Annotated in this window: 23 protein-coding genes; 16 read left to right on the top strand and 7 right to left on the bottom strand. The window is 58.8% G+C overall.

Translation table 11 applies throughout. The features are described 5' to 3' along the window. Positions 1–19: 19 nt before the first annotated feature. The 6 genes from ileS to KHQ24_RS10705 all read left to right on the top strand — a co-directional run bounded on the left by ileS (position 20) and on the right by KHQ24_RS10705 (position 6231). Entirely contained in the window at positions 20–2836 is a 2817-nt protein-coding gene (gene ileS, locus KHQ24_RS10730) for an isoleucine--tRNA ligase (RefSeq protein ID WP_004204238.1), read from the top strand. Beyond that, positions 2836–3336 (top strand): signal peptidase II, encoded by a 501-nt coding sequence (gene lspA / locus KHQ24_RS10725; RefSeq protein WP_004204239.1) that lies wholly within the window; start codon positions 2836–2838, stop codon positions 3334–3336. The genes ileS and lspA overlap by 1 nt, the downstream gene beginning before the upstream one ends. 116 nt (positions 3337–3452) lie before the next feature. Then, positions 3453–3902 carry an FKBP-type peptidyl-prolyl cis-trans isomerase gene (gene fkpB / locus KHQ24_RS10720; RefSeq protein WP_023291927.1) on the top strand — a complete coding sequence of 150 codons (450 nt, stop codon included), beginning with the start codon at positions 3453–3455 and terminating at the stop codon, positions 3900–3902. Between the two features lies 1 nt (position 3903). Next, the gene (ispH, locus tag KHQ24_RS10715; protein WP_211777270.1) at positions 3904–4854 is read left to right on the top strand and encodes a 4-hydroxy-3-methylbut-2-enyl diphosphate reductase; all 951 of its coding nucleotides are present in this window, start codon (positions 3904–3906) and stop codon (positions 4852–4854) included. A gap of 67 nt (positions 4855–4921) precedes the next feature. Beyond that, a complete protein-coding gene (gene rihC / locus KHQ24_RS10710; protein ID WP_211777269.1) occupies positions 4922–5836 on the top strand; it encodes a ribonucleoside hydrolase RihC in 915 nt (304 codons plus the stop codon). A 29-nt stretch (positions 5837–5865) separates the two neighbouring features. Next, complete coding sequence (locus KHQ24_RS10705) at positions 5866–6231, top strand: DUF805 domain-containing protein (protein ID WP_211777268.1); 366 nt, start codon at positions 5866–5868, stop codon at positions 6229–6231. Here KHQ24_RS10705 and KHQ24_RS10700 read toward each other — a convergent pair. Beyond that, on the bottom strand, positions 6179–7108 hold the full coding sequence (locus KHQ24_RS10700) for a LysR family transcriptional regulator (protein ID WP_211777267.1): 930 nt from the start codon (positions 7106–7108) through the stop codon (positions 6179–6181). The two genes, KHQ24_RS10705 and KHQ24_RS10700, sit on opposite strands and share 53 nt — an antisense overlap. Before the next feature lie 92 nt (positions 7109–7200). Here KHQ24_RS10700 and KHQ24_RS10695 point away from each other — a divergent pair, with 92 nt between their 5' ends. After that, a complete protein-coding gene (locus KHQ24_RS10695; protein ID WP_004204246.1) occupies positions 7201–7830 on the top strand; it encodes a hypothetical protein in 630 nt (209 codons plus the stop codon). A 5-nt stretch (positions 7831–7835) separates the two neighbouring features. On the opposite strand, the gene KHQ24_RS10690 is transcribed toward KHQ24_RS10695, so the two are convergent. The 6 genes from KHQ24_RS10690 to citS all read right to left on the bottom strand — a co-directional run bounded on the left by KHQ24_RS10690 (position 7836) and on the right by citS (position 15175). Further along, positions 7836–8540, bottom strand: a complete 705-nt coding sequence (locus KHQ24_RS10690) for a response regulator (RefSeq protein WP_080847995.1) — start codon at positions 8538–8540, stop codon at positions 7836–7838. Then, positions 8533–10161 (bottom strand): ATP-binding protein, encoded by a 1629-nt coding sequence (locus tag KHQ24_RS10685; protein ID WP_048322953.1) that lies wholly within the window; start codon positions 10159–10161, stop codon positions 8533–8535. The genes KHQ24_RS10690 and KHQ24_RS10685 overlap by 8 nt, the downstream gene beginning before the upstream one ends. A gap of 165 nt (positions 10162–10326) precedes the next feature. Next, entirely contained in the window at positions 10327–11628 is a 1302-nt protein-coding gene (locus KHQ24_RS10680) for an oxaloacetate decarboxylase subunit beta (protein ID WP_004204249.1), read from the bottom strand. Between the two features lie 15 nt (positions 11629–11643). Continuing rightward, positions 11644–13413: a sodium-extruding oxaloacetate decarboxylase subunit alpha gene (gene oadA / locus KHQ24_RS10675; protein WP_211777266.1), complete on the bottom strand. Its 1770-nt coding sequence runs from the start codon at positions 13411–13413 to the stop codon at positions 11644–11646. 15 nt (positions 13414–13428) lie between these two features. Then, a complete protein-coding gene (locus KHQ24_RS10670; protein ID WP_004204254.1) occupies positions 13429–13677 on the bottom strand; it encodes an oxaloacetate decarboxylase subunit gamma in 249 nt (82 codons plus the stop codon). Between the two features lie 157 nt (positions 13678–13834). Continuing rightward, positions 13835–15175 (bottom strand): citrate/sodium symporter CitS, encoded by a 1341-nt coding sequence (citS, locus tag KHQ24_RS10665; protein WP_004204255.1) that lies wholly within the window; start codon positions 15173–15175, stop codon positions 13835–13837. Between the two features lie 256 nt (positions 15176–15431). Here citS and citC point away from each other — a divergent pair, with 256 nt between their 5' ends. The 9 genes from citC to KHQ24_RS10620 all read left to right on the top strand — a co-directional run bounded on the left by citC (position 15432) and on the right by KHQ24_RS10620 (position 26412). Then, the gene (gene citC / locus KHQ24_RS10660) at positions 15432–16460 is read left to right on the top strand and encodes a [citrate (pro-3S)-lyase] ligase (protein ID WP_004204257.1); all 1029 of its coding nucleotides are present in this window, start codon (positions 15432–15434) and stop codon (positions 16458–16460) included. Positions 16461–16490: 30 nt separating this feature from the next. Then, entirely contained in the window at positions 16491–16784 is a 294-nt protein-coding gene (citD, locus tag KHQ24_RS10655) for a citrate lyase acyl carrier protein (RefSeq protein ID WP_017901212.1), read from the top strand. Further along, positions 16781–17650 carry a citrate (pro-3S)-lyase subunit beta gene (gene citE, locus KHQ24_RS10650; protein ID WP_004204262.1) on the top strand — a complete coding sequence of 290 codons (870 nt, stop codon included), beginning with the start codon at positions 16781–16783 and terminating at the stop codon, positions 17648–17650. Before citD ends, citE begins: the two co-directional genes overlap by 4 nt. A gap of 10 nt (positions 17651–17660) precedes the next feature. Then, on the top strand, positions 17661–19187 hold the full coding sequence (gene citF / locus KHQ24_RS10645) for a citrate lyase subunit alpha (protein WP_004204263.1): 1527 nt from the start codon (positions 17661–17663) through the stop codon (positions 19185–19187). Positions 19188–19205: 18 nt separating this feature from the next. Further along, positions 19206–20114: a triphosphoribosyl-dephospho-CoA synthase CitG gene (gene citG / locus KHQ24_RS10640; RefSeq protein ID WP_211777265.1), complete on the top strand. Its 909-nt coding sequence runs from the start codon at positions 19206–19208 to the stop codon at positions 20112–20114. A 226-nt stretch (positions 20115–20340) separates the two neighbouring features. Further along, on the top strand, positions 20341–21162 hold the full coding sequence (dapB, locus tag KHQ24_RS10635; protein ID WP_211777264.1) for a 4-hydroxy-tetrahydrodipicolinate reductase: 822 nt from the start codon (positions 20341–20343) through the stop codon (positions 21160–21162). A 457-nt stretch (positions 21163–21619) separates the two neighbouring features. After that, on the top strand, positions 21620–22768 hold the full coding sequence (gene carA, locus KHQ24_RS10630) for a glutamine-hydrolyzing carbamoyl-phosphate synthase small subunit (RefSeq protein WP_004204266.1): 1149 nt from the start codon (positions 21620–21622) through the stop codon (positions 22766–22768). Positions 22769–22785: 17 nt separating this feature from the next. Further along, entirely contained in the window at positions 22786–26010 is a 3225-nt protein-coding gene (gene carB / locus KHQ24_RS10625; protein WP_004204267.1) for a carbamoyl-phosphate synthase large subunit, read from the top strand. A gap of 168 nt (positions 26011–26178) precedes the next feature. Then, positions 26179–26412: a YgdI/YgdR family lipoprotein gene (locus KHQ24_RS10620; protein WP_002888059.1), complete on the top strand. Its 234-nt coding sequence runs from the start codon at positions 26179–26181 to the stop codon at positions 26410–26412. The last annotated feature ends 42 nt before the right edge of the window (positions 26413–26454 follow it).

Genomic DNA, 26454 nt, shown 5'->3' with positions numbered 1-26454 from the left:
ATACGGAACCGAGAATCTGATGAGTGACTATAAATCGACCCTGAATTTGCCGGAAACAGGGTTCCCTATGCGTGGCGACCTCGCCAAACGCGAACCGGGAATGCTGGCGCGTTGGACCGATGATGACCTGTACGGCATCATTCGTGCAGCCAAAAAAGGCAAAAAAACCTTCATTCTGCATGATGGCCCTCCTTATGCGAATGGCAGCATTCATATTGGTCACTCGGTAAACAAGATTCTGAAAGACATTATCGTTAAGTCCAAAGGACTGACGGGCTATGACTCGCCTTACGTTCCGGGCTGGGACTGCCACGGTCTGCCGATCGAGCTGAAAGTAGAGCAGGAATACGGCAAGCCGGGCGAGAAGTTCACCGCAGCAGAATTCCGCGCCAAGTGCCGCGAATATGCCGCCGAGCAGATCGACGGCCAGCGTAAAGACTTTATTCGCCTCGGCGTGCTGGGCGACTGGTCGCATCCGTACCTGACCATGGACTTCAAAACCGAAGCCAATATCATTCGCGCGCTGGGCAAAATCATCGGCAACGGCCATCTGCATAAAGGCGCCAAGCCGGTGCACTGGTGCGTAGACTGCCGTTCCGCGCTGGCGGAAGCGGAAGTGGAGTATTACGACAAGACTTCCCCATCCATCGACGTGGCGTTCCACGCGGTAGATAAAGCCGCGGTGCTGGCGAAATTCGGCGTCGCCGACGTCAACGGCCCGGTGTCGCTGGTTATCTGGACCACCACTCCGTGGACCCTGCCGGCTAACCGCGCCATCTCCCTGTCGCCGGAGTTCGACTATGCGCTGGTGCAGGTTGACGGTCAGGCGCTGATCCTGGCGAAAGACCTGGTCGAGAGCGTGATGAAGCGCGTTGGCGCGGCCGATTACACCATCCTGGCGGCGGTGAACGGCGCCGAGCTTGAACTGATGCGTTTCCAGCATCCGTTCCTGGATTTCGACGTGCCGGCGATCCTTGGCGACCACGTGACGCTGGATGCCGGTACCGGCGCGGTGCATACCGCCGGCGGCCACGGTCCGGACGACTACACGATCAGCCAGAAATACGGTCTGGAAATCGCTAACCCGGTTGGCCCGGACGGAGCTTATCTGCCAGGCACCTATCCGTCCCTGGACGGTATCAACGTCTTCAAAGCCAACGATATCATCGTTGAGATGCTGCGTGAGCGCGGCGCGCTGCTGCATGTGGAAAAAATGCAGCACAGCTATCCGTGCTGCTGGCGCCACAAGTCGCCGATCATCTTCCGCGCCACCCCGCAGTGGTTCGTGAGCATGGATCAGAAAGGTCTGCGCGCGCAGTCGCTGAAAGAGATCAAAGGCGTGCAGTGGATCCCGGACTGGGGCCAGGCGCGTATCGAATCGATGGTCGCCAACCGTCCTGACTGGTGTATCTCCCGTCAGCGTACCTGGGGCGTGCCGATGTCGCTGTTCGTGCATAAAGAAACCCACGAACTGCACCCGCGTACCCTTGAGCTGATGGAAGAAGTCGCGAAGCGTGTTGAAGTCGACGGCATCCAGGCGTGGTGGGATCTCGATTCCCGCGACATCCTTGGCGATGACGCTGACAGCTACGAGAAAGTGCCGGATACCCTCGACGTCTGGTTTGACTCCGGATCGACCCACTCTTCCGTGGTTGACGTGCGTCCGGAATTCGCCGGTCACGCCGCCGATATGTATCTGGAAGGCTCCGACCAGCATCGCGGCTGGTTCATGTCCTCGCTGATGATTTCCACGGCGATGAAAGGCAAAGCGCCCTATCGTCAGGTACTGACCCACGGCTTCACCGTCGATGGTCAGGGGCGCAAAATGTCCAAGTCTATCGGCAACACCGTTAGCCCGCAGGACGTGATGAACAAGTTGGGCGCCGACATCCTGCGACTGTGGGTGGCTTCCACCGACTACACCGGCGAAATGGCGGTCTCTGACGAGATCCTCAAACGCGCCGCGGACAGCTATCGTCGTATCCGTAACACCGCGCGCTTCCTGCTGGCGAACCTGAACGGTTTCGATCCGGCAAAAGACATGGTCAAACCGGAAGAGATGGTGGTGCTGGATCGCTGGGCGGTCGGCTGCGCGCAGGCGGCACAGGAAGATATCCTGAAAGCCTACGAATCCTACGACTTCCACGAAGTGGTGCAGCGCCTGATGCGCTTCTGCTCCATTGAGATGGGCTCGTTCTACCTCGACATCATCAAAGACCGCCAGTACACCGCTAAGGCGGACAGCGTGGCGCGTCGCAGCTGCCAGACCGCGCTGTTCCACATCGTGGAAGCGCTGGTGCGCTGGATGGCGCCGATCATGTCCTTCACTGCGGACGAAATCTGGGGTTACCTGCCGGGCGAGCGTGAGAAATACGTCTTTACCGGCGAATGGTATCAGGGTCTCTTCGGCCTGGCCGACGACGAAGCGATGAATGACGGCTTCTGGGATGAGCTGCTGAAAGTCCGTGGCGAAGTCAACAAAGTGATCGAGCAGGCGCGTGCGGATAAGAAAGTCGGTGGTTCGCTGGAAGCTGCGGTGACGCTGTATGCTGATGCCGACCTGGCCGCTAAGCTCAACGCACTGGGGGATGAATTGCGATTTGTCCTGTTGACCTCCGGGGCGAACGTCGCAGACTATGCGAGCGCATCTGCTGATGCGCAGCAGAGCGAACTGCTCAAAGGGCTGAAAGTCGCATTGAGTAAAGCTGAAGGTGAGAAATGCCCGCGCTGCTGGCATTACACCACCGATATCGGCAAGGTGGCGGAACACGCGGAAATCTGCGGACGCTGTGTGAGCAACGTCGCCGGTGACGGCGAGCAACGTAAATTCGCCTGATGAGTAAATCGATCTGTTCAACGGGGCTACGCTGGCTGTGGGTGGTCGTAGCCGTGCTGATTATCGATCTGGGCAGCAAATTCCTGATCCTCCAGAACTTCGCTCTGGGGGAGACGGTTCCGCTGTTCCCGTCGCTTAATCTGCATTATGCCCGCAACTATGGCGCGGCCTTTAGCTTCCTCGCCGACAGCGGCGGCTGGCAGCGCTGGTTCTTTTCCGGGATCGCGATCGGCATTTGCGTGGTGCTGACGGTGCTGATGTACCGTTCGAAGGCGTCGCAAAAGCTGAACAATATTGCCTACGCCCTGATTATTGGCGGCGCGCTGGGCAACTTGTTCGATCGCCTGTGGCACGGCTTTGTGGTCGATATGATCGACTTCTACGTCGGCGACTGGCACTTCGCCACTTTCAACCTCGCCGATAGCGCTATCTGCATCGGCGCGGCGATGATTGTGCTGGAAGGCTTCCTGCCGAAACCGACCGCAAAAGAGCAGGTGTAAATGTTAATGCCGGGTGGCGCCACGCCTGCCCGGCCTACAGAATGTGTGGTCTCCCGTCGCCCGGTAAGCGTAGCGCCTCCGGGCAACAGGTGACCTAAAACAAGCGAGCAATTTGCATGTCTAAATCCGTACAGAGCAACAGCGCGGTTCTCGTTCACTTCACGCTGAAGCTGGACGATGGATCCACCGCCGAGTCCACCCGTAACAATGGCAAACCGGCGCTGTTTCGCCTCGGCGACACCTCCCTGTCTGAAGGGCTGGAGCAACAGCTTCTTGGTCTGAAAGAGGGCGAGAAAAAGGCCTTTTCGCTGGAGCCTGACGCCGCTTTTGGCGTCCCGAGCCCGGACCTGATTCAGTATTTCTCTCGCCGCGAGTTTATCGACGCCGGCGAGCCGGAGATCGGCGCGATTATGCTCTTTACCGCAATGGATGGCAGCGAAATGCCTGGCGTGATCCGCGAAGTGAACGGCGATTCCATCACCGTCGACTTCAACCATCCGCTGGCCGGGCGCACTGTTCATTTTGATATTGAAGTGCTGGAGATCGATCCGGCGCTGGAGGATTAACATGCAGATCCTGTTGGCTAACCCGCGCGGCTTTTGCGCTGGCGTTGACCGCGCTATCAGCATTGTAGAAAACGCGCTGACGCTGTACGGCGCGCCGATCTATGTTCGTCATGAAGTGGTGCATAACCGCTATGTAGTGGATAGCCTGCGCAAGCGCGGCGCCATATTTATCGAACAGATCAGCGAAGTACCGGACGGCGCGATCCTGATTTTCTCCGCTCACGGCGTATCGCAGGCGGTACGGAATGAAGCGAAGAGCCGCGACCTGACGGTGTTCGACGCCACCTGTCCGCTGGTGACGAAAGTGCATATGGAAGTCGCCCGCGCCAGCCGCCGTGGCGAAGAGTCGATTCTGATCGGCCATGCCGGACACCCGGAAGTCGAAGGCACTATGGGGCAGTACAATAACCCGCAAGGGGGCATGTACCTGGTCGAGTCGCCGGAAGACGTTCTCAAGCTGGAAGTCAAAAACGACGCCCGGCTGTCGTTTATGACCCAGACCACCCTCTCGGTGGACGATACCTCTGATGTGATTGACGCGCTGCGCGCGCGTTTCCCGAAAATCGTCGGCCCGCGCAAAGACGACATTTGCTATGCCACCACTAACCGTCAGGAAGCGGTGCGCGCGCTGGCGGAGCAGGCTGACGTGGTGCTGGTGGTCGGTTCGAAAAACTCCTCCAACTCTAACCGCCTCGCCGAACTGGCGCAGCGGATGGGTAAGGCAGCCTACCTGATTGACGATGCCTCCGATATTCAGGAAGCCTGGGTCAAGGATGCGGCCTGCGTCGGCGTGACGGCGGGCGCATCGGCGCCGGATATTCTGGTGCAGAACGTTATCACCCGGCTGCAGGAGCTGGGCGGTGGCGAAGCGGTGCCGCTGGAAGGCCGAGAAGAGAATATCGTTTTTGAAGTGCCGAAAGAGCTGCGTGTGGATGTCCGTGAACTAGAGTAAGTTCTTTCCGCCTGCAATATGAGAAGATGCCAGACTTAACGTCTGGCATTTTTTTTAGGGGGAAACCATGCGCTTACCGATCATTCTTGATACTGACCCGGGCATCGACGATGCTGCCGCCATTGCTGCGGCGCTGTTCGCTCCCGAGCTGGATCTGCAGCTAATGACCACCGTGGCGGGCAATGTCTCGGTGGAGAAGACGACCCGTAACGCGCTGCAGCTGCTGCACTTCTGGCATGCCGATGTGCCGCTGGCGCAGGGCGCTTCGATGCCGCTGGTGCGTCCCCTGCGCGATGCCGCTTCGGTGCATGGCGAATCCGGTATGGAAGGGTATGACTTTGTTGAGCATCAACGTCAGCCGCTGGCGAAGCCGGCCTTCCAGGCGATCCGTGATGCGCTTATGCACGCTGCCGAGCCGTTCACTCTGGTGGCGATTGGCCCGCTGACCAATATTGCGCTGCTGCTGACCCAGTATCCGGAATGCGTATTCAACATTCGCCGGCTGGTGATCATGGGCGGCTCGGCGGGCCGCGGCAACTTTACGCCGAATGCCGAATTCAATATTGCCATCGACCCGGAAGCTGCCGCGAAAGTCTTCCACAGCGGGCTGGAGATTGTGATGTGCGGGCTGGACGTCACCAATCGGGCGCTGTTGACGGCGGATTATCTGGCAACCCTGCCGACGCTGAACCAGACCGGTAAAATGCTCCATGCGCTGTTTAGCCACTATCGCAGCGGCAGCATGAGCAGTGGTCTGCGAATGCACGATCTCTGCGCTATCGCATGGCTGGCCCGCCCGGAACTGTTCACTCTGCAGCCATGTTTTGTGGCGGTGGAGACGCAGGGCACCTGGACCGCCGGCACCACGGTGGTGGATATTGAAGGACGACTGGGTCAGCCGGCGAACGCCCAGGTGGCGCTGGATATCGACGTGGAAGGGTTTCAGCGCTGGGCGGCGGAGGTGATTGCCCTGGCGCCGTAATACCCACCCAATCTTCAAGGAGAGAAGCAATGACCTATGGACAGGCGTATTTGAGCGGCTGGAAAGAGACCTTTAATTTTAGCGGCCGGGCCAGCCGACAGCAGTTCTGGACGTTTTTTCTTATCAATCTACTGATCGCCAGCGCGCCGCTGGCCGTCTGGTGTCTGGCAACCCGCCTAGACCCTCGCTACGGCATCCTCAGTTTTGTGGTCATACCCTTTGCGGCGCTGTGGCTGCTGTTGATGGCGATCCCCCTGTTGGCAGTTGGCTGCCGGCGGATGCATGACATCGGCCGCTCCGGGATCTGGTTCGTGCTGGGGATTATCATTCCGTGGTTTGCGGTTATTTCGCTGGCTCTGTGCTGCCTGCGTTCAGCGCAGGCACCGTCTCGCTGAGATAATCAATCATCGCCCGCATTCTGGCGGGCATATGCTTATCTCCCGCCCACAGCAGCCACAGATCGCCGGAGTAGCTGCTGATAAATTCCCACTCGGGCAGCACCTGCACAATGTCGCCATTCGCCAGCGCCTCGCGGGCGGTGAACAGCGGCAGGCTGCCGATCCCCAGATGCTGCTTAACCGCGTCGAGGCGCACGGCGGTATGGTTGGCGGCGTAACGCCCGTATGTTTGCACCGTTTCGGTTTTCCCTTCCCGACGGAACTTCCAGCGCGCGTCGGCGGGCGTTTCGCCAAGGCTGATGCAGCTGTGCGCCCGCAGTTTCTGCGGCGTGTTCGGCATACCGTGGCGCTGTAAATAGGCTTCAGTGGCGCAGATAACGTGCGTGACCGGCATCAGCGGTTTGCCATGCAGGCCGGGCGAGGGGGTATTGGTGATGCGTAGCGCCAGATCGATACCGTCATCGATAAAATCCAGAGGGCGATCTTCCAGCCGCAGGCAGACGTCAACCTGCGGGTAACGGTGAAAAAACGCCATCATCAGCGGATGGATCACAAAGCGGCCGATAGCTTTCGGTACGCTGAGCGTCAGCTTTCCCTGGGCGACCGTTTGGCGACTGCCGGCGGAATCCATCGCCTGTCGCGCCGCTTCCAGCATCTGCTGGGCATGCTGATACACCGTTTCCCCGGCATCGCTCAGACGCAGTTTGCGGGTGGTACGCTGCAGCAGTTTGCAGCCCATCTCTCGCTCCAGCCGCGACACGCTGCGGCTAACCGCGGAAGGGGTAATGCCGCTCTGGCGGGCGACGGCGGAGAAGCTGCCCTGGTCGACGATCTGTACGAAGAGGGCAAGGTCGGGCAGGAGGTTCAGATTCATTTGTGCCCCTGGAGCAAGAGTGCATTGGCGGATGATGGGATTATCGCTGTCGGTATTAATAATATACTGGGCGAACAGAGAGGAGAATCACTATGACTGAACGGGTTTATTACACCAGCGATGCTACCGACGGGCGCGCCCAGATCATCGCCTGCACTGCAGAAGCGGATGGCCGTTACGCCATCGAACTGGATCGGACGCTGTTTCACCCGCAAGGGGGCGGTCAACCGGCGGATTGCGGCTGGATTGCCGGACAGGCCGTTGAGACGGTGGTTGTGCGCGGCGACAGGGTGCTGCATATTCTGTCGCAACTGCTTCCCCTCGGTGAAGTGGAGATGAAAATTGATGCCTCCGCGAGACAGCTGCATGCTCGTCTGCATTCTGCCGGCCACCTGCTTGGCCTGGCGGGCGAACAGCTTGGCTGGCAACCGGTGAAAGCGCACCACTGGCCCGGCGAAGGGCGGATAACCTTTGCCAGCAGGAATAGCGCCGCGCTGCCGGACGCCAGTGCGCTACTGGCGCTAGTAAAGGCATGGCAGGCGCAGGATTTACCGCGTCAGGTGACGTTCGCTGACGGCATGCGCAAAGTGGGATTCGGCGAGCTGCCCGCCTATCCCTGCGGTGGCACCCACGTCGCCCGTCTGGCGGAGCTGGGCGACATTGTCATTAGTCAGATTAAGATGAAGAAGGGGCAGTTGGTGATCAGCTATTCCCTGACGTAAACGTTTCAGATCTGCTCAGGGTAGGTCTGTTTGCCGCGATAAATACGCTCCGGTCGGCCAACCTTGCCGTAGCTGATTTCCGCTTCCAGAAAGTCGTTCTTCACTCCCTGTTCCAGATAACGGCGAGCGGTGGTTTTGCTGCTGCCAAGGATACGCGCCAGCGAGTCGGCGGTATGTACCACCGCCGGGTCGGCAAACAGCTGGAGTACGCGCTGAAAGGTGCTTTCATCGATCCCGCGTAGCGGTGCGCTGGCCGGTTCCGTCTGTTCCCGAGCCTGAATATTAAACAGCGCATCGACGTGGATCTGACTGGCCTGTTCGCTGGAACGCAGCGAGCTGCGATAGCGGGCGAAGCGCTCCAGGGTGTGCTGCAGGCGCTGATAATGCACCGGCTTAATTAGATAGTCGAACACCCCCAGGCGCAGCGCTTCGCTGATGGTATCCATATGATTATCAGCGGTAATAAAGATGATCCGCCCCTTGTAATGGGTACTGACCGCATGGCGGATCAGATCGATACCTTTGCCATCAGGTAAGAAATTATCCAACAGGATCAGCTGCGGTTGATACAGTCTGAGTTGTTTCCTGGCGCTCTCGAGTTTATCCGCAATGCCAATGACGTCGAACTGGGGAAACTGTTTGATGTTATCCACCAGGATCTCCGCCAGCATAGGTTCGTCTTCAACGATAAGAGTGGTGATGCTATCCATGATGTTCATCTCGGGTCAGGGGAATATAAAGAGTAAAGATGGTGCCAAAGGGAAGGTTATTTTCGACGACGATGCTGCCGCCTGCCTGTTCCACGTAGCTGCGAACCAGCCAGAGTCCGATGCCATGATCTTTGCTGACGCTGCTGGTGACGCCGCGCTCGAAGATCCGATCGCGCAGCGTCTCGTCAATGCCGCATCCCTGATCGGCGACCTCGATAATCACTTCGTGGCCGTCGCTGTTGATCAGGCACTCTATCTGCTTTGAGCCCTGCGGCTGTTGCAGGCTGGCATTGTAGGCGTTATCAAGCAGATTCCCCACGATCGAGATCCATTCGTTGTGAGAAAGGGCGGTGGGTAATCTGTCGACGAAGCAGGCCGGATCGAAAACCAGTTCCAGACCGAGCTCTTTGGCGCGGTAATACTTGCCGATCAACAGCCCGGCCAGATGGTTATCCTGGAAATTCCGCGCGATAAAATCGATCACTTTCTGGTGGCTTTCCGACTGCTGTTGGATCAGATCCAGCGCATGATCGTAGCGTTTAAGAAACAGCAGGCCGGCGATGGTGGAGATCAGATTGCGATGCTCATGCTGCACGGCGCGCAGGTTATCGGCATACTGTTGCACCTGACTGAGCTGCAGGCTGAGGGTGTTGATATCGTCTTTACTACGAAAGCTGATCACCCAGCCCTGTGGCTCATTATTTAAGATCACCGCCATCCGGCTGGCGATCACTTTGATATGATTGAAGGTGACGATCTCGTCTTTTTTATTGGTCTGCGGCGCATCGTAGAAGAAAGCCTCCTGAGAAATAACGCTGCTGATCCCTTTACCGATAAGCGTCGGTTCCGGTTGGCTCAGGTTGAGCAGCCGGCGGGCAGTCTGATTAATCGCGGTGATCTTGTAACGGGAGTCGATGGCGATGAGCCCTTCGAACACGGATTCAAACAACACGCTTTGCTGGATCAACAGCTGCGACAGCTGTTGAGGTTCCATATTCAGCATCTGCTTTTTGATATGCAACGAGAAGCGGCGGGCGCAGTAGAGCAGGAGCAGTAACATGATCGCCATCGGGATCAGCAGCGAGCTTATCTGCAGGCTGAGCCAGTTCTCTAACTGTTCAATGGTATAGCCTACCGACACAATGCCAATCACCTTGCCGGTCTCGTCCTGAATCGGTGATTTACCGCGCAGCGAGGAGCCCAGCGAGCCTTTGCGCACTGACACGTAGCTTTTCGCGTTTAACAATGCTTCATCGCTATCGCCGCCCTCCATCGATTTGCCGATTTCATCAGGATTAACATGATAGAGGCGCTGGCCGTTGGCATCACCGACGGTGATATAGGTGGCGTCGGAGAACGAACGCATGGGATCGATAAGCGCTTTGATTCTGGCGAGATCGCGTTTCTGAACCGCTTCGACCAGCTCCGGCATCGCCGAAATCTGCATTGCCTGAATCAGCGCCCGCTGCCCGACCTGGTAATGCAGACGCTCTTCGGTAATGTCGGTCAGATACCATGACATCGCCAGCATAACGATCGTCGAGGTGAATAAGATCAGCAGGAAGATGCGATTCTGAAACGATCGCCTGGCAAACCAGTGGGTGATTTTTCGGGTATACATAGCGCCAATAGACATTAAATGATTAGTTTCCCCGTTTCGCGGCCCGAGAACCCGCAGATGGCGCACAGAACCGCTAATTTCAGAAAAGTGATCGATGGCAAGGGGGCGCTGTTAATCCTGACCCGGAGGCGAGGTAACGGCCACGCCTCCGGAGAGGATGCCGGCCTACATCGCCAGCACGTACTTGAGCATCACCCCGGCGGCGATCGCCGAGCCGATCACCCCAGCCACGTTCGGGCCCATGGCGTGCATCAGCAGGAAGTTCTGCCCGTCCGCTTCCAGACCCACCTTGTTCGACACCCGCGCCGCCATCGGCACCGCCGACACCCCGGCTGAACCGATCAGCGGGTTGATCGGGTTCTTACTGAACCTGTTCAGCAGCTTCGCCATCAGCACCCCGGCCGCGGTGCCCACGCAGAAGGCGATCACCCCCAGCAGCAGGATCCCCAGGGTCTGCGGCTGCAGGAACTTGTCCGCCACCAGCTTGGCTCCCACCGACAGCCCGAGGAAGATGGTCACGATGTTGATTAGCGCGTTCTGCACCGTGTCGCTCAGCCGCTCCACCACCCCGCTCTCGCGCATCAGGTTGCCGAAGCAGAACATCCCCAGCAGCGGCGCGGCGTCCGGCAGCAGGAGCGCCACCAGCAGCAACAGCACCGCCGGGAAGAGGATCTTCTCCCGCTTACTCACCGTACGCAGCTGCACCATGCGGATCTTCCGCTCCTTATTCGTGGTCAGCGCCTTCATGATCGGCGGCTGGATCAGCGGCACCAGCGCCATGTAGGAGTAGGCCGCCACCGCGATGGCCCCCAGCAGCTCCGGCGCCAGCTTGCCCGACAGGTAGATAGCCGTCGGGCCGTCGGCGCCGCCGATGATGCCGATGGCCGCCGCCTGCGGCAGGGTGAAGCTGATGATGCCGAAGTAGTTCAGCGTCAGCGCCCCGAGCACGGTGGCGAAGATACCGAACTGCGCCGCCGCCCCCAGCAGCAGGGTGCGCGGGTTGGCCAGCAGCGGGCCGAAATCGGTCATCGCCCCGACGCCCATGAAAATTACCAGCGGCGCGATGCCCGAGCCAATCGCCACCTTATAGAAGATGGCCAGCACCCCGGCGGAGTAGCCCATGTCCACCGCCAGGCTCTCCATCTGCCCCTGCACCGACGGCAGGGCCAGGGCCAGCGCGTCCTTAATGGCGTGGACGTCCGGCGCGCAGTGGAGCTTCGCGGCAATCACCGCCAGCTGCGCCGGGTCGTGGTGGGCCAGCAGGCTCTCCAGGGCGGTGAGCGCTAGCCCGGCCTCCGGAATATTGGAGAGCAGGCCGCCGAAGCCAATCGGCAGCAGCAGTAACGGCTCGAACTTCCTGGCAATCGCCAGCCAGAGCAGCAGCAGGCTGACCAGCAGCATCACCGCCTGGCCGAACCCCAGGTGCATCAGCCCCATCCCCTGAATCAGGGCGTTCAGACTTTCCATTTCCGCTCCTCGTCCTTACGCCAGGGTCATCAGGGTGTCGCCGACCGCCACCGCGTCGCCGGACTTCACCGCGATACCGCGCACGGTGCCGGCCTGCGCGGCGCGGATTTCGGTCTCCATCTTCATGGCTTCCAGAATCAGCAGCACCTCGCCTTCGGCCACCGCCTGGCCTTCCGCGGCCAGCACCTTCCAGATAGTGCCCGCCAGCGGGGCGGTCACCGGGGTGCCGGAGCCGGCCGGGGCCGGGGCGGCAGCAGGCGTAGCGGCCACCGGCGCGGCGCTGAGCTGGCTGACGTCGCCGCCGTCGCTGACCTTCACCACAAAGGCCTTGCCTTCCACTTCCACGGTGTAGACGCCGGAGGCGGCTGGTTTCTCAGCCTTCGCGGCAGGTCTGGCTTCTTCCAGCTGCGGCAGCGGTTCAAAGGCTGCCGGATTGTGGCGGTTTTCGAGGAACTTGAGGCCTATTTGCGGGAACAGCGCCACGGTGAGCACGTCGTCGATGGCGTTTTCGGCAAGCGTGATGCCCTTCTCCTGTGCCTGGCGTCTGACGTCGGCTTCCAGCTGCGCCAGCTCCGGCTTCAGCAGGTCCGCCGGGCGGCAAGTGATGGCCTCTGCGCCCTCGAGTACCCGCGCCTGCAGGGCGGCGTTCACCGGCGCCGGAGTGTGGCCGTATTCACCTTTCAGAATGCCGGCGGTCTCCTTCGCGATGGTTTTGTAGCGCTCGCCGGTGAGGACGTTGAGCACCGCCTGGGTGCCGACAATCTGCGAGGTCGGGGTGACCAGCGGGATGAAACCGAGGTCCTCGCGCACGCGAGGGATTTCCGCCAGCACTTCATCCAGACGGTGGGCGGCGCTCTGCTGCTTCAGCTGGCTTTCGAGGTTGGTGAGCATCCCGCCCGGCACCTGGGCGACGAGGATACGGCTGTCGGTGCCTTTCAGCTGCCCTTCGAAGGCGTGGTACTTCTTACGCACCTCGCGGAAGTAGGCGGCGATGCTCTCCAGCTTGTGGATATTCAGCCCGGTGTCATATTGCGTGCCGGCGAGGGTGGCCACCAGCGCCTCGGTGGCCGGATGGCCGTAGGTGGCGCTCATGGACGAAATCGCCGTATCCACGCCGTCGACCCCGGCTTCAATGGCCTTCAGCAGGGCCATCTCCGCCATGCCGGTGGTGGCGTGGCAGTGCAGGTGCAGGGTGACGTCGTAGCGTTTTTTGATTTCGCTGACCAGCTCAAAGGCGGCATGCGGCGTCAGAATGCCGGACATGTCCTTGATGGCGATGGAGTCGACGCCGGTCTCCAGCAGCTGTTCGGTGAGGTCGAGCCAGGTCTGCAGGGTGTGCGCCGGGCTGGTGGTGTACGAAAGCGTGCCCTGGGCGTGGGCGCCGTGGCTGCGCACCGCCTGCAGGGCGGCCTGCATGTTGCGCGGGTCGTTCATGGCGTCGAAGACACGGAAGACGTCCATGCCGTTTTTGACGGCGCGCTCCACGAAGCGCGCCACCACGTCATCGGCGTAGTGGCGGTAGCCGAGCAGGTTCTGGCCGCGGAGCAGCATCTGCAGCGGGGTTTTCGGCATCGCTTTTTTTAGCTCGCGCAGGCGGACCCACGGGTCCTCGCCGAGAAAGCGGATGCAGGCATCAAAGGTGGCCCCGCCCCAGCACTCGAGGGAGCGGTAGCCGACGTCGTCAAGCTGAGCGGCGACGGGGAGCATATCGTCGAGGCGCAGGCGGGTGGCGAACAGGGACTGGTGGGCGTCGCGCAGGACGACATCGGTAATGGCAACAGTCATGAATTCCTCCGTGAATTAAGGGTGCAAACGGCGATGGTGGTGAATGGCGGCGACAATCGCCGGCTTTAAGCGGGCGAAGTCGTCGGCGGGCGCGACGGCGGCCGGTGCCGGTTTTGACGCCGGAAGCGGCTCGGGAAACAGACGGTTAACGGCGAGGGACATCCCCTGGATGGCGAAGATGAGCAGCAGCAGGAACACCAGCACAAAGCCCATGCCGAGAAACATCAGGGTGAAGCCTTCGCCTAGCAGCGCAGCATCAGTCATGTATACCTCTCAAAATAGGGGCACGATGGCGCGCTGCCTGGCGACGTTTCTGGCATTCCCGGCTAAGGAGCAGGGTGGATTTCCCTCTGCCGCTCCCGGCATTGGACCCTGGCGATGCTAGTCGTCGTCCGTTCAACGGCGCCATCGTGCAAATGGGTTAAATCATCATGCCGAACACGATGCTGGCGATGACCAGCACAATACCGCCACCCAAACGGGAGGAGATTTGCGCATAAGAGATAAGGTTCATACGGTTACAGGCAGAGAGCACTTCCAGGTCACCGGAACCGCCGCGGTTGGCCATGCACAGACCCGCGGTGATCGCTGATTCAATCGGGAAGAAGCCAATCATCCAGCCGCCCAGGGCCGCGCCAACCACCGCGCCAACGACGATAACCGCGGCGATGACGACGTTAGCGAAGGTAATAGCGTTGATGATTTCCTGCAGGTCGGTGTAGCAGACGCCGACGCCGACCATCAGCACCCACAACAGCTGTTTGGAAAAGAAATCCGACAGGCGTTTGGCGCCAGCTTTGATTTCGGGTGTGCAGAGGCCAGAGGCGTTCAGCGCCGCGACGATCAGCACCATCCAGGCAAAATAGTGAATCGATACGCCGCCAATGCTGGGCAGGATTTTCTTCGCCATCACGTAGGCCAGCAGGAAGCAGGTGGTGGCCAGCACCATGCCGACGGCGGTTTCGCGATGAGTGATCTGGCCCGCTTTTTCGTCTTCTTCGACTTTAAACGAGGCTTTGCGCACCAGCTCGCCCTCGCCGCTCAGCCAGGTGTGTTTTTTACCGATGATATCGAGTACGGCGGCAAAGACGATGGCAAAGATATTGGCGATGGTCAGAATAGCGATAGCGGTTGAATAGTACTCTTCGCGAGACCGACCGGTAACGGAGTGATAAATTTCCGACAGCGGTACCGCGCCCGCGCCGTTGCCGCCGCCCATGATCGGCAGGACGTACAGCATCATAATGCGATCCATCGGGATGCCGAACACCAGGCCGATGACGATACCGAAAATCGACGCGCCGACAATGCCCATCAGAATGGTCGGGATGTAGCCGAGCAGCGATTTCAGCAGCAGACGACGGTTTACCGACAGGATCGCGCCGGTAATTAATACGGCGATGAATAAGTTAAGGAAGTTACTCTCATCCATGACGTTACTGATGGCATCGATCTCTTTCTGCGTGAAAATACCGGCATAAACGAAATATGCTGCCACCAGAAAGATCATCACTGGCGCACCACCGATATATTTGTTGAATATCGGCAGGCGTTTACCTATTTCGCCAAACAGGGCGCCGATAATAAACATAATGGCAAAGCCGCCAACCAGGTCGGTGGGTAACGCATTAAAGAAGTGGGAAAGTAATAGCGTAATTAACGCAAACGCATAAAGGGGTAACGGCATGCCGAAGATTTTAAATCCCAGCAGGTCGCTCACGCCTTTTTTCTCCGTCGCCGGAGCCTGGCTCATGTTAGTCATAAACGTTATCCTGTTTATCAATGAAGTAATAAGACCGGCGCATAGTAATAAATAGACTCAGTGTTAAGGTGTGATAACCTTCACTGAATACTCGTGTTTTTAATTAATTTAATTATTTTTATTATGCTGAATGAATTAACAACATAAAAACCATAAAGCCAATTAAGCGACGAGAAAAACTGTGATTTAAATACAAGAATCGATAGCCGAACGCTGGCGAAATACAGGTCGTTTTGGAATAACGAAGCGCTAAAAAATGACTCTGATATTAAAACGCGTTCAGCTACGGAAGGATAAATCGCGGCGAGAGGCGATTGACCTCTTTCTCCGTCAGCATCAGCTCTCATTAGAGGCTGATTGCGAAATGGCCATTATCGCCGAGTACCGGCAGCGGCTGGTCGGCTGCGGCGCCATCGCCGGCAACGTGCTGAAGTGCATCGCTATCGACCCCTCGCTGCAGGGGGAGGGGCTGAGCCTTAAGCTACTGACAGAATTACTCACCCTGGCTTACGAACTGGGGCGCAGCGAACTGTTTTTATTCACTAAGCCCTGTAACGCCGCGCTCTTTGCCGGCGCCGGCTTCTGGCCAATTGCGCAGGCCGGCAATCTCGCCGTGTTACTGGAAAATAGCCGCGAACGGCTGACCCGCTACTGCCGCCAGCTGGCGATGTACCGTCAGCCGGGACGCAAAATCGGCGCTATCGTGATGAACGCCAACCCGTTCACGCTCGGCCACCGCTGGCTGGTGGAGCAGGCGGCCCGTCAATGCGACTGGCTACACCTGTTTGTGGTGAAAGAGGATGCCTCCCGTTTCACGTATCAGGATCGCTACACGCTAATCGAAAAAGGGATTGCCGGCATCGACAAAGTGACGCTGCATCCCGGTTCGGCATACCTCATCTCGCGGGCCACCTTCCCCGGCTACTTCCTCAAAGAACAGGGGGTGGTGGATGACTGCCACAACCAGATCGATCTCCAGCTGTTCCGCGAACATTTAGCCCCGGCGCTGAAGATAACCCATCGTTTTGTCGGCACCGAGCCGCTGTGTTCGCTGACCCGCCATTACAACCAGCGTATGAAAGCGTTGCTGGCAGCGCCGGGCGACGCGCCGCCTGTTGAGGTCGTTGAGCTGGCGCGGATCGAAAAAAACGGCGGGCCGATATCGGCTTCAAGGGTGCGCGAACTGTACCGGCAGCGCAACTGGCAGGCGGTGGCGGCGCTGGTGCCGCCGGGAACCCTCTCTTTTCTGATGCAACTGGCGGAAAGCGAACATCAAACCGCCTGATTTTTACGCCATAACAAAGGATTTGCCTCTATGGAAATGAAGATTGACGCCCTGGCCGGCACGCTGGAGTCCAGCGATGTGATGGTCAGGATTGGGCCGGCGACGCAGCCGGGCATTCAACTGGAGATCGACAGCATTGTGAAGCAGCAGTTTGGCGATGCGATTGAGCGAGTGGTCAGAGAAACCCTGATGCAGCTCGGCGTTAGCCAGGCCAACGTGGTGGTGGATGATAAAGGGGCGCTGGAGTGCGTTCTGCGCGCCCGAGTTCAGGCTGCGGCCCTGCGCGCGGCGCAACAGTCTCAATTGCAATGGAGCCAGCTATGAAACCACGTCGCAGTATGCTGTTTATCCCCGGAGCCAATGCCGCCATGTTAAGTACTTCATTCGTCTACGGCGCCGATGCGGTGATGTTCGACCTTGAAGATGCCGTTTCGCTGCGCGAGAAAGATACCGCTCGTCTGCTGGTGTATCAGGCGCTGCAGCACCCGCTGTATCAGGATATCGAAACGGTGGTGCGCATTAACCCACTAAATACCCCGTTTGGACTGGCCGATCTGGAAGCCGTGGTTCGTGCGGGCGTGGATATGGTGCGCCTGCCGAAAACCGACAGCAAAGAAGATATCCATGAGCTGGAAGCTCACGTTGAGCGTATTGAGCGTGCGTGCGGCCGCGAAGTGGGCAGCACCAGGCTCATGGCGGCCATCGAGTCGGCGTTGGGGGTGGTAAACGCGGTCGAGATCGCCCGCGCCAGCCCGCGTCTGTCGGCCATCGCGCTGGCGGCTTTCGATTACGTGATGGATATGGGCACCTCCCGCGGCGACGGCACTGAGCTGTTCTATGCCCGCTGCGCCGTGCTACATGCTGCGCGGGTTGCCGGCATCGCCGCCTATGACGTGGTGTGGTCGGATATTAATAATGAAGAGGGATTTCTTGCGGAAGCGAATCTGGCGAAGAACCTCGGCTTCAACGGGAAATCACTGGTCAACCCGCGCCAGATCGAACTGCTGCACCAGGTCTATGCCCCGACGCGAAAAGAGGTCGACCATGCGCTGGAGGTGATTGCCGCGGCGGAAGAGGCAGAGTCGCGCGGTCTGGGCGTGGTGTCGCTGAACGGTAAGATGATCGATGGACCGATTATCGACCACGCGCACAAAGTGGTGGCGCTTTCGGCTTCCGGTATTCGTGATTAAGGGGAATAAGATGAAAGAGACAGTAGCAATGCTTAATCAGCAGTACGTGATGCCGGAAGGATTGACCCCTTACAACGGCGTGACGGCGAAAAGTCCGTGGCTGGCTAGTGAGACGGAAAAGCGTCAGCGTAAAATCTGCGACTCGCTGGAAACGGCAATCCGTCGCTCCGGCCTGCAAAACGGCATGACCATCTCGTTCCACCACGCGTTTCGCGGCGGTGACAAAGTGGTCAATATGGTGGTGGCGAAGCTAGCGGAGATGGGATTTCGCGATCTGACCCTGGCGTCCAGTTCGCTGATCGACGCCCACTGGCCGCTGATTGAGCATATTAAAAACGGCGTGATCCGTCAGATCTACACCTCCGGTCTGCGCGGCAAGCTTGGCGAGGAGATCTCCGCCGGCCTGATGGAAAATCCGGTGCAGATCCACTCTCACGGTGGTCGCGTACAGCTGATCCAAAGCGGTGAGCTGTCCATTGACGTGGCGTTCCTCGGCGTTCCCTGCTGCGATGAGTTTGGCAACGCCAACGGCTTTAGCGGTAAGTCGCGCTGCGGCTCGCTGGGCTACGCGCGCGTTGATGCGGAACATGCCAAATGCGTCGTGCTGTTGACCGAAGAGTGGGTGGACTACCCTAACTACCCGGCCAGTATCGCCCAGGATCAGGTGGATCTGATCGTTCAGGTGGACGAAGTGGGCGATCCGCAAAAAATCACCGCGGGCGCCATTCGTTTGACCAGCAACCCGCGCGAGCTGCTGATCGCCCGCCAGGCGGCGAAAGTGGTTGAACATTCCGGTTACTTTAAAGATGGTTTCTCGCTGCAGACCGGCACCGGCGGCGCCTCGCTGGCGGTGAGCCGCTTCCTGGAAGACAAAATGCGCCGCAACGGCATTACCGCCAGTTTCGGCCTTGGCGGCATCACCGGGACGATGGTCGACCTGCATGAGAAAGGGCTGATTAAAACGCTGCTCGACACCCAATCGTTCGATGGCGATGCGGCGCGCTCGCTGGCGCAGAACCCGAACCACGTCGAAATCTCTACCAATCAGTATGCCAGCCCGGGTTCCAAAGGGGCCTCCTGCGAGCGCTTAAACGTAGTGATGCTCAGCGCGCTGGAAATTGACACCGACTTTAACGTCAACGTGATGACCGGCTCCAACGGCGTGCTGCGCGGCGCGTCAGGCGGACATAGCGATACCGCCGCCGGCGCGGATCTGACCATCATTACCGCGCCGTTAGTTCGCGGCCGCATTCCCTGCGTCGTGGAAAAAGTGCTGACCCGCGTGACGCCGGGAGCCAGCGTGGATGTGCTGGTCACCGACCATGGCATTGCGGTAAACCCGGCGCGCCAGGACCTGATCGACAATTTACGCAACGCCGGTATTCCGCTGATGACCATTGAGGAACTGCAGCAGCGCGCGGAGCTACTGACGGGCAAACCGAAGGCGATCGAATTTACCGATCGGGTGGTGGCGGTAGTCCGCTATCGCGACGGTTCGGTCATCGATGTGATCCATCAGGTGAAAAACAGCGACTAAGCGCAGAGGGGAAAGGCTATGAGCGACGTGTTAATTCAACCTCCGCGTGTGCTACGCGGGAAACCACTGAGCGCCGAAGAGGTGGTCAGCGCGGTAGAGCGCGCGCTGTTGACCGAAGTTCGCCTGACCCCAAAGCCCGGGCTGGTGGATATTCGTAACGCTGGCGCGCACCGGGATATGGATCTGGCCTCGTTTGAGGCCAGTACCGCGGTGGTGGCGCCGTGGATGGAGAAGTTTTTTACCATGGGCCACGATACCGCGGCGGTCGCGCCGGAGCAGGTATTGATGATGCTGCGGCCGGTGGGAATGGCCTGCGAGAACGATATGCTGGAGGTCACCGGCGGGGTGAATACCCATCGTGGGGCGATCTTCGCTTTTGGCCTGCTCAGCGCGGCGGCGGGCAGGCTGGTTTCGAAAGGCGAGCCGATAGAACAGCACCGGCTCTGCGACCAGGTGGCGCGCTTCTGTCGCGGCATGGTTATGCAGGAATTATCCTCCGCCAGCGGGGAACGGCTGAGCAAAGGCGGGATTCATTTTCTGCGTTACGGTTTCTCCGGCGCCCGCGGCGAGGCGGAGAGCGGATTCCTGACCGTGCGCACCCAGGCATTACCGGTCTTTAACCGCATGATGGAGGAGACTGGCGACAGCAATCTGGCGCTGCTGCAAACCCTGCTGCATCTGATGGCATGGAATGATGACACCAATCTGGTGTCTCGCGGCGGGCTGGCCGGGCTGAACTATGTCCAGCAGGAGGCGCAGCGGCTGCTGTGGCAGGGCGGCGTACTGGCTGACGGTGGCCTGGAGGCGCTGCGCCAGTTTGATGACGATCTGATTGCTCGCCACCTCAGCCCCGGCGGTAGCGCCGATCTGCTGGCGGTGACCTGGTTTTTATCCGCGTTTCCCGCCGGCGCGCTTTTCCCGCTGTAACCCTCTGCAACATGGCCTTCGCCCGCACCGGCGGGCGGGGCATCATCATTCGCCATCCTGGTTATCACTGCGTAAACGAGGAATTGCGGCACAATCGTATAGTTTTTACTGATATCGTCCGCCGTTTGTCATAAATTTCTAATTATCGGCGTTTTTGAGTAGCGGCCCGTTGACGGGCTGGTTACTCTGAAAACAATTTACGTAATGTTAACAAAAGAGAATAGCTATGCATGATGCACAAATCCGCGTGGCCATCGCCGGCGCGGGCGGCCGGATGGGACGCCAGTTAATTCAGGCTGCGCTGCAGATGGATGGAGTGGCGCTGGGCGCGGCGCTGGAGCGTGAAGGGTCCAGCCTGGTGGGCAGCGACGCCGGCGAGCTGGCGGGTGCCGGCAAAGCGGGCGTCACGGTGCAAAGCAGCCTGACGGCGGTAAAAGATGATTTCGACGTGTTGATCGATTTTACCCGCCCGGAAGGCACGCTGAACCATCTGGCGTTTTGCCGCGACCACGGCAAAGGGATGGTCATCGGCACCACCGGTTTTGACGACGCCGGCAAGCAGACGATTCGCGACGCCGCGCAGGAGATTGCCATTGTCTTCGCCGCTAACTTTAGCGTCGGCGTCAATGTCCTGTTAAAGCTGCTGGAGAAGGCGGCGAAGGTGATGGGCGACTACACCGACATCGAAATTATCGAAGCGCACCATCGGCATAAAGTGGATGCGCCGTCAGGCACCGCGCTGGCGATGGGCGAAGCGATCGCCGGAGCATTGAACAAAGATCTCAAGGACTGCGCGGTCTACAGCCGTGAAGGCCACACTGGCGAACGCGTCCCGGGCACCATTGGCTTCGCCACCGTCCGCGCGGGGGATATCGTCGGGGAGCATACGGCGATGTTTGCTGATATTGGCGAACGTATCGAGATCACCCATAAAGCCTCCAGTCGAATGACCTTTGCTAATGGCGCGGCTCGCTCTGCATTGTGGCTGAAAGGCAAGAAAAGCGGACTCTTTGATATGCGTGATGTGCTGGATCTGAATAGTTTATAACGATTATTACCCATCGTGATGTGGTTATTGCTATCAATAAGTTATTGATGCAAGGGGCAATATTTTGTTGCCCTTTTTTATTTTTGGCCGCTTTAGGTTGTTATTTTTCTGAATGGGCTATAAGTTAGGGTGTTGTTCGGTTTTTAAGTGAATGAAATGTAAATTTTGACCATCTGGTCCACTTTTTTGCCGTCCAGCGCCAGATTTTACACTCTTCGCCGTCCGCAAGCGTTTTCTCAGCCAGGTTTGTTGATCTTTTTGGCGTAAAAATCACGTGTTATGCGCCAGTGGCGTAAAATGACATTAAAAATCTCCGCTTTAAGTTGACTTTTATCCGACATCTCTCCAGAATGCCGCCGTTTGCCAAAAATCTGCGGGCAACAGATTTGCATTGATTCAGATCGTGTTTATGAATTAATATGCAAATAAAGTGAGTGGATATTCTCTGGAGGATGTTTTGATTAAGTCAGCGCTATTGGTTCTGGAAGACGGAACCCAGTTTCACGGTCGGGCCATCGGGGCAACCGGCACGGCGGTTGGGGAAGTCGTTTTCAATACTTCAATGACCGGTTATCAAGAAATCCTCACTGATCCTTCCTATTCCCGCCAAATCGTCACTCTTACTTATCCTCATATTGGTAATGTCGGCACCAACGCCGCCGATGAAGAATCTTCTCAGGTACATGCTCAGGGTCTGGTTATTCGCGACCTGCCGCTGATTGCCAGCAACTTCCGCAGTACCGAAGACCTCTCTTCCTATCTGAAGCGCCATAACATCGTGGCGATTGCCGATATCGATACCCGCAAGCTGACGCGTCTGCTGCGTGAGAAAGGGGCGCAGAATGGCTGCATCATCGCGGGCGACAGCCCGGATGCCCAGCTGGCGCTGGAAAAAGCGAAAGCGTTCCCGGGCCTGAATGGCATGGACCTGGCGAAGGAAGTGACCACCGCAGAAACCTACAGCTGGACGCAAGGCAGCTGGACCCTGGCGGGCGACCTGCCGGAAGCGAAAGCGGAAAGCGAGCTGCCGTTCCACGTCGTGGCGTATGACTTCGGCGCGAAACGCAACATCCTGCGCATGCTGGTTGACCGCGGCTGCCGCCTGACGGTGGTGCCGGCGAAGACGTCGGCGGCGGATGTGCTGGCGCTGAATCCGGACGGCATTTTCCTCTCCAACGGCCCTGGCGACCCGGCGCCGTGTGATTACGCTATCGAGGCGATTGAAAAATTCCTCGAGACCGATATTCCGGTGTTTGGCATCTGCCTCGGCCATCAGCTGCTGGCGCTGGCGAGCGGCGCCAGGACCATTAAGATGAAGTTCGGCCACCACGGCGGCAACCACCCGGTGAAAGATATTGATAACAACGTGGTGATGATCACCGCCCAGAACCACGGCTTCGCCGTGGATGAGGCGACGCTGCCGGCCAACCTGCGCGTAACCCACAAGTCGCTGTTCGACGGCACCCTGCAGGGGATCCATCGCACCGACAAGCCGGCGTTCAGCTTCCAGGGGCACCCTGAAGCGAGCCCGGGGCCGCACGATGCCGCGCCGCTGTTCGACCACTTTATCGAGTTAATTGAGCAATACCGTCAGTCCGCGAAATAATCAGGAGTAAAAGAGCCATGCCAAAACGTACAGACATAAAAAGTATCCTGATTCTGGGCGCGGGCCCGATTGTTATCGGTCAGGCGTGCGAGTTTGACTACTCCGGCGCCCAGGCCTGTAAAGCCCTGCGCGAAGAGGGCTACCGCGTTATCCTGGTGAACTCTAACCCAGCGACCATCATGACCGACCCGGAAATGGCCGATGCCACCTACATCGAGCCGATTCACTGGGAAGTGGTGCGCAAAATCATCGAAAAAGAGCGCCCGGACGCGGTGCTGCCGACCATGGGCGGCCAGACGGCGCTGAACTGCGCGCTGGAGCTGGAGCGTCAGGGAGTGCTGGCTGAATTCGGCGTGACCATGATTGGCGCCACCGCCGATGCGATTGACAAGGCCGAAGACCGTCGCCGATTCGATATCGCGATGAAAAAAATCGGTCTCGACACCGCGCGTTCAGGTATCGCCCATACGATGGAAGAGGCGCTGGCGGTAGCGGCTGACGTCGGCTATCCGTGCATCATCCGTCCGTCGTTCACCATGGGTGGCACCGGCGGCGGCATCGCCTATAACCGCGAAGAGTTTGAAGAGATTTGTACCCGCGGCCTGGATCTCTCTCCTACCAACGAGCTGCTGATTGATGAATCGCTGATCGGCTGGAAAGAGTATGAGATGGAAGTGGTGCGCGATAAGAACGACAACTGCATCATCGTCTGCTCTATCGAAAACTTCGACGCCATGGGGATCCACACCGGTGACTCCATCACCGTTGCGCCGGCGCAGACCCTGACCGACAAAGAATACCAAATCATGCGTAACGCCTCGATGGCGGTGCTGCGTGAAATCGGCGTCGAAACCGGGGGCTCTAACGTTCAGTTCGCGGTCAACCCGAAAAACGGTCGCCTGATCGTTATTGAAATGAACCCGCGCGTTTCCCGCTCCTCGGCGCTGGCCTCCAAAGCCACCGGTTTCCCGATTGCCAAAGTGGCGGCCAAGCTGGCGGTAGGTTACACCCTCGACGAGCTGATGAACGACATCACCGGCGGCCGTACCCCGGCTTCCTTCGAGCCGTCCATCGACTACGTGGTCACTAAAATCCCACGCTTTAACTTCGAAAAATTCGCCGGCGCCAATGACCGTCTGACCACCCAGATGAAGTCCGTCGGCGAAGTGATGGCGATTGGCCGTACCCAGCAGGAATCCTTGCAGAAAGCGCTGCGCGGTCTGGAAGTGGGCGCCACCGGCTTCGACCCGAAAGTGAGCCTCGACGATCCGGAAGCGCTGACCAAAATCCGCCGCGAGCTGAAAGACGCCGGCGCTGAGCGTATCTGGTACATCGCCGACGCGTTCCGCGCGGGCCTCTCGGTTGACGGCGTCTTCAACCTGACCAACATCGACCGCTGGTTCCTGGTGCAGATTGAAGAGCTGGTCCGTCTGGAAGAGAAAGTGGCGGAAGTGGGCATCAACGGCCTCGACGCTGACTTCCTGCGCACCCTGAAACGTAAAGGCTTTGCCGATGCGCGTCTGGCGAAGCTGGCGGGCGTGCGGGAAGCGGAAATCCGTAAACTGCGCGACCAGTATGACCTGCACCCGGTCTACAAGCGCGTGGACACCTGCGCCGCGGAATTCGCCACCGATACCGCCTACATGTACTCCACCTATGAAGAAGAGTGCGAGTCCAACCCGTCCGTTGACCGCGATAAAATCATGGTCCTCGGCGGCGGCCCGAACCGTATCGGTCAGGGTATCGAATTTGACTACTGCTGCGTACACGCCTCGCTGGCGCTGCGCGAAGACGGTTACGAGACCATCATGGTCAACTGTAACCCGGAAACCGTCTCTACCGACTACGACACTTCCGACCGTCTGTACTTCGAGCCGGTCACCCTGGAAGACGTGCTGGAAATCGTGCGCATCGAGAAGCCAAAAGGCGTTATCGTGCAGTACGGCGGGCAGACTCCGCTGAAGCTGGCGCGCGCCCTGGAAGCCGCAGGCGTACCGGTTATTGGTACCAGCCCGGACGCTATCGACCGGGCGGAAGACCGTGAGCGCTTCCAGCACGCGGTTGACCGTCTGAAGCTGAAGCAGCCGGCGAACGCCACCGTCACCGCCATTGAGCAGGCGGTAGAGAAAGCGAAAGAGATTGGCTACCCGCTGGTGGTGCGTCCGTCTTACGTGCTCGGCGGTCGGGCGATGGAGATCGTCTATGACGAGCAGGATCTGCGCCGCTACTTCCAGACTGCGGTCAGCGTCTCCAACGACGCGCCAGTGCTGCTGGACCGCTTCCTCGACGACGCGATTGAAGTGGATGTCGATGCCATCTGCGATGGCGAAATGGTGCTGATTGGCGGCATCATGGAGCATATCGAACAGGCAGGCGTCCACTCCGGCGACTCCGCCTGTTCCCTGCCAGCCTATACCCTGAGCAAAGAGATTCAGGATGTGATGCGCGAGCAGGTGCAGAAGCTGGCCTTCGAGCTGCAGGTTCGCGGTCTGATGAACGTCCAGTTCGCGGTGAAAGATAACGAAGTCTATCTGATTGAAGTCAACCCGCGTGCGGCGCGCACCGTGCCGTTCGTCTCCAAAGCCACCGGCGTACCGCTGGCGAAAGTGGCGGCGCGCGTGATGGCCGGTAAGACGCTGGCGCAGCAGGGCGTGACCAAAGAGATCATCCCGCCGTACTACTCGGTGAAAGAGGTGGTCCTGCCGTTCAACAAATTCCCGGGCGTTGACCCGCTGTTAGGGCCAGAAATGCGTTCCACCGGGGAAGTGATGGGCGTTGGCCGTACCTTTGCCGAAGCGTTCGCCAAAGCGCAGCTGGGCAGCAACTCGACCATGAAGAAACAGGGTCGCGCGCTGCTCTCCGTCCGCGAAGGCGACAAAGAGCGAGTGGTCGACCTGGCAGCGAAGCTGCTGAAGTTTGGCTTCGAGCTGGATGCGACTCACGGCACGGCGATTGTGCTGGGCGAAGCGGGCATCAACCCGCGTCTGGTGAACAAGGTGCATGAAGGTCGTCCGCACATTCAGGACCGTATCAAGAATGGCGAATATACCTACATCATCAACACCACCGCAGGTCGTCAGGCGATTGAAGACTCCAAGCTGATTCGCCGCAGCGCGCTGCAGTACAAGGTGCACTATGACACCACCCTGAACGGCGGCTTTGCCACCGCGATGGCGCTGAACGCTGACGCCACCGACAAGGTGATTTCGGTTCAGGAAATGCACGCGCAAATCACCAAATAAGCGCTCCGGCCTGGCCGGATAGCAACACACCTGGGCTGACGACTTCGTCAGCCCATTTTTTTGGCTTCGGCCATCTTCAGAGAGTTCTGCTTTTAACCCCCTGTCGGGTCAGGCTAACTATAGTTAGCACCATAACGATACCTATTGATGAAAAGACAGGAGGATACAATGCGGAACAATATTCTGGTGGCATCCGCACTGGCAGCGACGGCAATCATGTTCGTGGCCGGCTGCTCATCGAATCAGTCGATCAAAACCACCGACGGCAAGACCATTGTCACCAGCGGTAAACCGCAGGTGGATGATGATACCGGTCTGGTCTCTTACAAAAATGCCGAAACCGGACGCGTGGAGCAGATTAACCGCGATCAGGTGAAATCTATGGATGAGCTGGATAATTAAGGCCTGACGTTTGCCATTCAGGCGCGCGTTGTGTCCACCACC

Source organism: Klebsiella sp. 54, assembly GCF_018223875.1.
Lineage (GTDB): Bacteria > Pseudomonadota > Gammaproteobacteria > Enterobacterales > Enterobacteriaceae > Klebsiella > Klebsiella quasipneumoniae.
This window is presented reverse-complemented; position numbering and strand designations above follow the sequence as displayed.

What these genes read in the sequence shown, in the direction of transcription:
- ileS (WP_004204238.1), top strand. Translation starts at nt 20, where the DNA reads ATGAGTGACTATAAATCGACCCTGAATTTGCCGGAAACAGGGTTCCCT.
- lspA (WP_004204239.1), top strand. Translation starts at nt 2,836, where the DNA reads ATGAGTAAATCGATCTGTTCAACGGGGCTACGCTGGCTGTGGGTGGTC.
- fkpB (WP_023291927.1), top strand. Translation starts at nt 3,453, where the DNA reads ATGTCTAAATCCGTACAGAGCAACAGCGCGGTTCTCGTTCACTTCACG.
- ispH (WP_211777270.1), top strand. Translation starts at nt 3,904, where the DNA reads ATGCAGATCCTGTTGGCTAACCCGCGCGGCTTTTGCGCTGGCGTTGAC.
- rihC (WP_211777269.1), top strand. Translation starts at nt 4,922, where the DNA reads ATGCGCTTACCGATCATTCTTGATACTGACCCGGGCATCGACGATGCT.
- KHQ24_RS10705 (WP_211777268.1), top strand. Translation starts at nt 5,866, where the DNA reads ATGACCTATGGACAGGCGTATTTGAGCGGCTGGAAAGAGACCTTTAAT.
- KHQ24_RS10700 (WP_211777267.1), bottom strand. Translation starts at nt 7,108, where the DNA reads ATGAATCTGAACCTCCTGCCCGACCTTGCCCTCTTCGTACAGATCGTC.
- KHQ24_RS10695 (WP_004204246.1), top strand. Translation starts at nt 7,201, where the DNA reads ATGACTGAACGGGTTTATTACACCAGCGATGCTACCGACGGGCGCGCC.
- KHQ24_RS10690 (WP_080847995.1), bottom strand. Translation starts at nt 8,540, where the DNA reads ATGGATAGCATCACCACTCTTATCGTTGAAGACGAACCTATGCTGGCG.
- KHQ24_RS10685 (WP_048322953.1), bottom strand. Translation starts at nt 10,161, where the DNA reads ATGTATACCCGAAAAATCACCCACTGGTTTGCCAGGCGATCGTTTCAG.
- KHQ24_RS10680 (WP_004204249.1), bottom strand. Translation starts at nt 11,628, where the DNA reads ATGGAAAGTCTGAACGCCCTGATTCAGGGGATGGGGCTGATGCACCTG.
- oadA (WP_211777266.1), bottom strand. Translation starts at nt 13,413, where the DNA reads ATGACTGTTGCCATTACCGATGTCGTCCTGCGCGACGCCCACCAGTCC.
- KHQ24_RS10670 (WP_004204254.1), bottom strand. Translation starts at nt 13,677, where the DNA reads ATGACTGATGCTGCGCTGCTAGGCGAAGGCTTCACCCTGATGTTTCTC.
- citS (WP_004204255.1), bottom strand. Translation starts at nt 15,175, where the DNA reads ATGACTAACATGAGCCAGGCTCCGGCGACGGAGAAAAAAGGCGTGAGC.
- citC (WP_004204257.1), top strand. Translation starts at nt 15,432, where the DNA reads ATGACTCTGATATTAAAACGCGTTCAGCTACGGAAGGATAAATCGCGG.
- citD (WP_017901212.1), top strand. Translation starts at nt 16,491, where the DNA reads ATGGAAATGAAGATTGACGCCCTGGCCGGCACGCTGGAGTCCAGCGAT.
- citE (WP_004204262.1), top strand. Translation starts at nt 16,781, where the DNA reads ATGAAACCACGTCGCAGTATGCTGTTTATCCCCGGAGCCAATGCCGCC.
- citF (WP_004204263.1), top strand. Translation starts at nt 17,661, where the DNA reads ATGAAAGAGACAGTAGCAATGCTTAATCAGCAGTACGTGATGCCGGAA.
- citG (WP_211777265.1), top strand. Translation starts at nt 19,206, where the DNA reads ATGAGCGACGTGTTAATTCAACCTCCGCGTGTGCTACGCGGGAAACCA.
- dapB (WP_211777264.1), top strand. Translation starts at nt 20,341, where the DNA reads ATGCATGATGCACAAATCCGCGTGGCCATCGCCGGCGCGGGCGGCCGG.
- carB (WP_004204267.1), top strand. Translation starts at nt 22,786, where the DNA reads ATGCCAAAACGTACAGACATAAAAAGTATCCTGATTCTGGGCGCGGGC.
- KHQ24_RS10620 (WP_002888059.1), top strand. Translation starts at nt 26,179, where the DNA reads ATGCGGAACAATATTCTGGTGGCATCCGCACTGGCAGCGACGGCAATC.